The organism is Bauldia sp., from assembly GCF_020442045.1.
Taxonomy (GTDB): Bacteria; Pseudomonadota; Alphaproteobacteria; order Rhizobiales; family Kaistiaceae; genus Bauldia.
Genome location: NZ_JAGRLA010000147.1, coordinates 35,716 through 43,567, shown reverse-complemented (window position 1 = coordinate 43,567; position 7,852 = coordinate 35,716). Strand labels below are relative to the sequence as shown.

At 64.2% G+C, this 7,852-nt stretch carries 7 protein-coding genes; all 7 read right to left on the bottom strand.

Translation table 11 applies throughout. The annotated features are described in order from the left end of the window. Positions 1 to 25: 25 nt before the first annotated feature. Positions 26 to 1,024, bottom strand: coding sequence for an ABC transporter permease (locus KDJ86_RS16585; protein WP_291748324.1), 999 nt, complete (start codon positions 1,022 to 1,024; stop codon positions 26 to 28). A gap of 25 nt (positions 1,025 to 1,049) precedes the next feature. Continuing rightward, a complete protein-coding gene (locus tag KDJ86_RS16580; protein WP_291748322.1) occupies positions 1,050 to 2,570 on the bottom strand; it encodes a sugar ABC transporter ATP-binding protein in 1,521 nt (506 codons plus the stop codon). A gap of 123 nt (positions 2,571 to 2,693) precedes the next feature. Then, positions 2,694 to 3,785, bottom strand: coding sequence for a substrate-binding domain-containing protein (locus tag KDJ86_RS16575; RefSeq protein ID WP_291748319.1), 1,092 nt, complete (start codon positions 3,783 to 3,785; stop codon positions 2,694 to 2,696). A gap of 244 nt (positions 3,786 to 4,029) precedes the next feature. After that, a complete protein-coding gene (gene rpiA / locus KDJ86_RS16570; RefSeq protein WP_291748317.1) occupies positions 4,030 to 4,740 on the bottom strand; it encodes a ribose 5-phosphate isomerase A in 711 nt (236 codons plus the stop codon). A 43-nt stretch (positions 4,741 to 4,783) separates the two neighbouring features. Beyond that, positions 4,784 to 5,623 (bottom strand): MurR/RpiR family transcriptional regulator, encoded by an 840-nt coding sequence (locus KDJ86_RS16565; RefSeq protein ID WP_291748315.1) that lies wholly within the window; start codon positions 5,621 to 5,623, stop codon positions 4,784 to 4,786. A gap of 2 nt (positions 5,624 to 5,625) precedes the next feature. Beyond that, a complete protein-coding gene (locus KDJ86_RS16560; protein ID WP_291748313.1) occupies positions 5,626 to 6,312 on the bottom strand; it encodes an HAD family hydrolase in 687 nt (228 codons plus the stop codon). 15 nt (positions 6,313 to 6,327) lie between these two features. Continuing rightward, positions 6,328 to 7,848: a xylulokinase gene (gene xylB, locus KDJ86_RS16555; RefSeq protein ID WP_291748310.1), complete on the bottom strand. Its 1,521-nt coding sequence runs from the start codon at positions 7,846 to 7,848 to the stop codon at positions 6,328 to 6,330. Between the last annotated feature and the right edge of the window lie 4 nt (positions 7,849 to 7,852).

The following is a 7,852-nucleotide window of genomic DNA, read 5'->3' as shown; positions in this document are numbered from 1 at the left end:
GCCGCCTGGGAGGAGGAAGTCGTCATCAGCCGAAGTAACGGACGCGGATGGCGTCGATCGCAACGGCGATGAAGATCATGAAGCCGCCGATCATGCCGACATAGAAGGACGGGACCGCAATGATGGCGAGGCCCACCTGGATCACCGTGAGCAACAGCACGCCGCCCAGCACGCCAACCACATTGCCGCGTCCACCGAAGACGCTGACGCCGCCGATGATGGGGGCCGCGATGGCGTAGAGAAGGTAGCTGGACCCCTGGTTGGACGTGATGGCCATCTGCCACGACCCCAGCAGGAACCCGCCCACGCCCGCTAGGAACCCGGCGATCGTGAAGGTTATGATCTTGACGTGGTCCACGCGGATGCCGGCCGAATTCGACGCGATCGGATTGCCGCCGACCGCATAGATGCCGCGTCCGAGAACGGTCTTGCGCAAAAGCACGGCTATCGCGATCAGCGCCGCCACGAAGATGATCGGCATGACCGGCCAGCCGCCGATGGTCGCCTGGCCGATCCAGACATAGCCGTCGGGCAGGTTGGTAATGGTACGCCCCTGCGTCAGCGCCAGCAGCGCGCCCTGCAGGATGATCATCATGGACAGCGTCTGGATGAGCGACACCATGCGCAGCTTGGTGATGCACAGGCCGTTGAAGAAGCCGATCAGCGTCGCCACCGCCACGCCGATCAGCATGGCGAAAAACCAGGGGAAGCCGAGATTGGAATAGACCATGGCGCCGATCGCGGAGGAGAAACCGAGATTGGCCGGCAGTGAAAGATCGATCTCGGCCACCAGCAGCGGCAGGGCGACGGCAAGTCCGATCATGCCGAGCACGGTCGCCTGCACCATGATGTTCTGCAGGTTGAAGGTGGTGAAGAAATATTCGTTGAACAGGCCGAAGATCACCACCAGGGCGACCAGCCAGATCCACACGACATTGTGCAGCACCCATCCCAGAATGGAGGTGCCCTCCCCGCTGGCGGACCTGGTAGCCGCCGATGCAAGGGCGGGAGTGGCTTGGCTCATGGTTTCCTCCTTCGACGCCTGCTGCTCAGCCATGGGATGCAGTACCCTGGCGCAGCCGCTCGCTCGATATCGCAGCGCCCGTGATCTCCTCCCGGACGGCTCCGTTGTCGAAGATGCAGACGCGGTCCACGGAGCGGACGATCTCGTCCGTATCGGTTGAGACGATGATGACGGCAACGCCGCTGCGGCTGAGATTGTCGATGATGCGCAGCACGTCCTGCTTGACGCCCACGTCGATGCCGCGCGTCGGCTCGTCGAGAATGAGAAGGCGCGGCCCGGTCGCCAGCACGCGTCCGAGGCACACTTTCTGCTGGTTTCCGCCGCTCAACGTGTCGACCGTCGCGGACGGCCCCGAAGCCTTGATGCCCATCGCCTCGAAATAGCGGTCTGACAGGCTCCGCTCGGCGTCGGCGCTCAGGAAGCCGGACCTTGCGACCGAAGCCAGCGAGGAAAGCGAGATGTTCTCGCTGATCGTCATATGCTTGACGAGACCGTCGCGATGCCGGTCGTCCGAAAGGAATGCGATGCCGGCGTCGAATGCGTCGCGCGGCGAGGAGGGAAGCCTGCGCGGCCCTTCCCCGGCAAAGGCAATCGTTCCTGATCGAATCGGAACGAGACCGAAGATCGCGCGCACCAGTTCCTTGGCGCCGGCGCCCGGAAGGCCGGTGAAGCCGACGATCTCGCCGGCATGCAGGTCCAGCGCCTCGACCCGTACGCCTGCACTGACGACGGAGCGCAGGCTGACGGCCGGCGCTTCGTCGGCGAATTGCCGCCGCTCCCGCTGGAACAGGACGAGCCCCCTGCCAAGCACGAGCTCCGACAATTGCTCGGAGGTCAGCGCCTGGACGTCCTCGGTTCCGCCGGCGAGCACGCCGTCGCGCAGCACCGAGCAGGCGTCGCAGATTTCCAGGATCTCGTCATTGTAGTGCGAGATGAAGATGAAAGTGACGCCCTGCGCCTTGAGGTCGCGCATGAAGGAGAAGAGCTGCGCCCTGTCCTCCACGGTCAAGGCCGCGGTAGGCTCGTCGAGGATGATGATCTTGCCGCCGCTGAACATGGCGCGCAGGATGTTGAGCTTGCGCCGGGCCACGGCGTCGAGGCGGCCGGCCATCAACTGCGGATCGATGCCGGTTCCCTCCAGCATACGCGCTGCCTCGGAGCGCAACCTGCCCCATCTGACGAAGCCGCCGGCAGACGGCCATATGCCAAGCATGAGATTCTCGGCGGCCGTCAGATGATCGACGATCATCGGCTCCTGCGTGACCAGGAAGACGCCCGCCTCCTCCATCGCCTTGATGTCGACATTGGCGATGGCCCGGCCGTCGAGGGAGATCGTGCCCGATGTCGGGGTGCGCTGGCCGGAGATCAGGGACACGAGAGTGGATTTGCCAGCGCCGTTCTCGCCCAGAAGACCGTGAATGGTGCCCCGGCGAAGGCCGAGCGAGACGTTATTCAGCGCCAGAACGGGACCATAGCGTTTGGTCAGATTCTCGACCCTGAGGATGAACGGGTCCTGCTCCGATGAGACTGCCGAGGGTGCTGTCAAAATGAGCTCTCCGACGAAGACCAGAAAGGAAACTTCCCTTCGGCGCCGACGCGCCACGCCGGCGCGGGGCCAGCGTGGCGCAGGTCATGTCTGCGACCAATCGCGATCAGGCATTGGGCGCGATCAGGTGTAGGGAATGCCCCAATCCTTCTCCGCGATCGCACCCCAGTGGCGCTTGTCGGCAGCATTCTCCCCGTCGATGACGAATGGCGGGATGATCAGGGTCGGACCGGTCTTGCCGGCAACGATCTCGCCCTGCTCCCAGAAATACTTCTTGTTCTCGTAGGCGCCGATCGGAACCGCCTCGTCCTTGAGCGAGTGCTTGACCAGCATTTCGACCGCTATCTCGCCATAGGCGATCGGATCCTGCGAGACGCAGGCGTCCATGTAGCCTTCCTGGATCCACTTCAGCGCGATCGGCTCGCCGTCGATGTTGACGAAGATGACGTGGCCATCCTCGCCCACCTTCTTCCAGCGGTTCTTCTGCTGCAGCGCCGTGACGATGCCGCGCGACGGCGAATCGCTCGGCGCATGGACCGCGTCGAGATCCGGATATTCCGACAGCGTCGAAAGCGTCACCGACAGCATCTGGTCGAGAGCGCCCTCGGTCGGGCGGGCCAGATAGTTGATGTCGGGATACTTGGCGAATTCCTCGTCCATGCCTTCCTTGCGCAGCCGCCAGGCCACGCTCTGCAGGGCGCCAAAGCAGTTGAGCACCGTGCCCTTGGGGCTGCCGTGCTTCTTGGTCAGCCGCTTGATGATCTCCTGCGCGGCTATCACGCCGCCGAGCTTGTTGTCGAAGCTGACGGTGATGGCGACATCGCCGCCATCCGCGGGCGTGTCGATGATGGCGACGGGAATCTTCTTCATGTTGTAGCGGCGGATCGCCGAAACGATCGCCTGGCTGTCGATCGGATCCGACACGAGCGCCGACGGCTGGCTCAGCATCAGGCTCTGCCACTGCTCGAGCTGCCTGGTATTGTCGAAGCTGGCATTGGTGGCCTGGAAGCGCATCTTGCTCGCCTCCACGGCGCGCTTCACCGCCTCTTCCTGAATGACGAAGAAATAATAATCGAGGCTCTTGTTGCTGTAGGGGATGAAGCCTTCATCCGCCCAGGCAGCGCGCCCCAACAGCGTGCTGGCGCCGGCCGCGATACCCAAAGAGCCGCCGGCCTTGAGCAGGCCGCGACGAGTCAATCCATCCAATCTGTCCATATGCTTCCTCCCTCGGTTCATCTAGTAATACTAGATTTATAGAAATCCTTCAAGCCTTTTTCGTGGCCTTCGGCAACAAGAATATTGGCTGGCGCATGGTCGAAGCCTCAAAAAATTACGTTATAAAATCCATTGTAATTCAGTGTGTTGAAGCGTTTTACGGATTCGGCGAGGCGAGCGCCGTCGCGCGTCATGCCGCCGCCTGCGGTGCGCGCAACAAAATATCGCGAATATGTAGTAGTCACTACTTATTGCGTAGCTTCACATATGCGGTGCCGTCAAAGCAGCCGACGACCATTCCCTGCGACTCCCGCGTGAAAAGGCCGTTTTCCACCACGCCGGGAATGCGATTGAGCTCGATCTCGAGTTTCGCCGGCGCGGGAATGACGCCGCAGCGACAGTCGAGGATGAAATTGCCGCTGTCGGTCACGACCGGCTGGCCGTCCCGCATCCTGCGTTCGATCGCCGCCCCCTTCACGCGATTGTCCACGAGCGCGTCGGCGACCATCCGCTCGGTCTGCTTCCAGGCGAACTGCACCACTTCGACGGGCAGCGGAAAGGCGCCGAGGCTGTCGACGATCTTGCTCTCGTCGCAGATGGTGATCATGCGTTTCGAGGCGTGCGCCACGATCTTTTCCCACAGCAGGCACGCCCCCCCGCCCTTGATCATGTTGAAGTCGTGATCGATCTCGTCGGGGCCGTCGATCGTCAGGTCGATCTCGCCGATGTCGTTGGGATCGGTGATCGCGATGCCGACCTCCCGCGCCACGTCGTTGGTCGAGCGGGACGTGGTGGTGCAGGTCAGCTTCATGCCCCGCGCGACATGATTGCCGAGCTCGCGCACGAAGAAGTGCGACGTCGTCCCCGAGCCCAGGCCTAGCTTCATGCCGTCCCGAACGAATTCCTCGATCACCCTGCGGCCGGCGGCTTTCTTCGCCTCGTCCTGTGCAGTCATCAGTGCTCCCCGCTATGCCCGCGTCCGCCATCGCGAACGCAGATCAGATCTTTTCCGTCTGCCAGAAATCGAGCGCCGGAAGCTGATCCGGAAACTCGCTGCCGCTGGTCATCGCGATCGCGGTGACGAGCATGTTCACCACCAGGTGGTGGTAGAGCCGGGACGCCAGCGGCGTCATCAGCTCCGTGCGATCGTAGGGCAGGACCGAGATCAGCAGGTCCGATACCTGGGCCAGCGGGCATTCCGCGGCCGTGACCGAAAGCACGCGCGCGCCCTTCGCCCGCGCGGCGATCGCGATGTCGACCATCTGCTTGGTGTGGCCCGACTGCGAGAAGATCAGCACCACCTCGTTTGGCCTGGACGTCTCGGCATGAAGCCATTGCTTCTTGCGCCCGATGAGCGCCGCGCACCGCATGCCGAGCCGCTGGAACTTGTGCTCGGCATCCAGCGCCGTGATCTCCGAAATGCCGCTGGCGTAGATGCCGACCCAGCTTGCGGCGTGCAGAAGCCTGGCCCCCTCGTCGACCTGCTGCGGGTCGAGGTCTTCCAGCAGCCGCTGGATCGCGTTGAGCGAATTGCGCGCCGTCTTGCGCACGACGTTCTGGATGGAATCGTCGGGCACGATCTGCTCATAGGCGAATGGCGCCGACGGAACGAGGCTCTGCGCCAGGTGCAGCTTGAAATCCTGATAGCCCTGGAAACCGAAGCGACGGCAGAAGCGCATGATCGTCGGGTCGCTGACCTCGCATTCCTGCGACAGCCGCGCCATGCTCATGTGAATGACGTCCGAAGGATTGGCGCTGACGAAGCGCGCGACGCGCAGCTCGGCCGAGCCCATCCCCTCGCTTTCCTGCAGGATGCGCTGGAGCAGACTGCCCGCCATCGTCAATCCTCCCTGCCGCCGTCGTTCGTGTCGTCGAGGTCACGCAGGCGGGTCAGCCGCCTGGAAGGCTCGACGTCGATATGGCGGCCGCCACCCCAGGGCACGGCATAGAAGGGAATGCCGGCGGCAGCGGCGGTCGTCTTGTCCACCATCGTGTCGCCGACATAGGCCCAGGGTCGTCCATTCAGCTTCATCCGCTCGGCCACCGTCATCAGATGCGCCGGATCAGGCTTGCTCGCCGGCGCGATGTCGGCGCCGACGACGGCATCGAACAGGTCGGCAATGCCGAGGATGCCGAGAATATTCACCGTCAGGTCGTGCGGCTTGTTGGTGCAGATGCCAAGCCTGATGCCATTGTCATGCAATGCCTCGAGATCCTCGCGCACATGCGGATAGAAAAGTGTCTTGTCGGCCGGCCTGCGCGCATAATTGTCGAGGTATTCCTCCAGCGCGGTATCGATCGTCGCATCGTCGGAAGGCAGATCAAGCGAAACGAACAGGTCATGAACCAGGCGGCGTGCCCCGAAGCCGATAAACCTTTCCACCGTCTCCACGCTCTGGGTCGGCCAGCGGTTGCGCTCCAGCACCAGGTTGAGCGCGGCCGCGATGTCGGGCGCGCTGTCGATAAGCGTGCCGTCGAGGTCGAAGACCAGCGCCTCGTAGCGATGGGATCGGGTTGCAGTGGGCATTCGTCTCCCCGCTTCTTATCGGTCCAGACCGGAACCGGATATGGTCGAAAAGGCCCCGGACAAGTCATCGTAGAGGCCCGCATAGATCGCAAACGCCTCGCGCATCGCGGCAGTGCCGGCCGCGTCCGGCGTTTCGCGGGTCACCGCGCGGCAGGATTTCGCCGCCTCGTCCGCATCGGGCCACATGCCGACGCCCACCCCGGCGACAAGGGCCGCGCCGAATGCTCCGCCTTCAGCAGCGCCTTCCGTCGTGACGATGTCGCAGCCAAAGAGGTCGGCCTGCATCTGACGCCACAATACAGAACGCGCCCCGCCGCCCGATGCCTTGATGACGCCGCGGCCGACGCCCGCTGCCTCCATCAGGCGATAGATGTCGAAGAGCGAATGCGTCACCCCTTCCATCAGGCTGCGCGCCATGTCCGCCGCGCCGTGACGGGCGGTGAGACCCACGAAGCCGCCGCGCGCCGATGGCTCAGGATGCGGGCAGCGTTCGCCATTGAGATAGGGCAGGAAGACGAGCCCGCGTGACCCGGCCCGTGCATCGGCCGCGATCCCGGCAATGTCCTTCGCCGAAAGCGCCTCGCCGCCGCGGAACCCCGCCAGCATGCCGCGGAACCACTCCATCGCCCCTCCGGCATTGAGCGAAACGCCCATGCAGTGCCATTTCGCCGGCGCGACGTTGCAGAATACCTGCAGCCGGCCGTCCGGATTGGCGACCGGCTCATCGAGCGCGGCCGCGACGATGCCGGCCGTGCCGATCGTTGTCTGCAACTCGCCGGGCGCTATCACGCCCGAGCCTATGGTCTGGATGACGCTGTCGCCGCCGCCGCCGGCAACCGGAGTGCCTTCGGAAATGCCGAAAAGCGCTGCCCCGGACCGGCTGACCCTGCCGGTGACGACATGCGACTCATGGCAGGGCGGCAGGATCGCGGGATCGATCTCCAGAATATCCAGCAAGCCGGAGGCCCAGCGCCGTGCCCGTGTGTCGAACAACCCGGTGCCAGAGGCATCGGAAACCTCCGTCGCGACCTCGCCGGTAAGGACGAGGCGCAGATAGTCCTTGGGATTGACCACATGACGCAGCCGCCTGAACAGCTCCGGCTCGTGATCGCGCATCCACAGGATCTTGCCGCCGGTAAACCCGACCAGCATGCGGTTGTTGGTCCGCGCCAGAAGGCCCTCTATCCCACCCGCGCGCTCGGTGATCGCGTCGCATTCGGCACCGTTGCGCTGGTCGTTCCACAGGATAGCCGGGCGCAGCACCTCGTGGCCGGCATCGAGCGGCGTCAGGCCGTGCATCTGGCCGGACAGGCCGACCGCTGCGATCCCGACGTCCGGACGCTCGGCAAGAACCGCCGCAACCGCCGCACGGGCGCCGTCGATCCACAAGGCCGGATCCTGCTCGGTCCAGCCGGGACGGGGCTGCGACAGTCCGTATGTCTCGGTGCGGCTCACCAGCACCGTACCCTCGCCGTCGATGAGCAGTGCCTTGCAGCCTGACGTTCCGATATCGATGCCGAGGAGCGCCTGGGTCACGGGC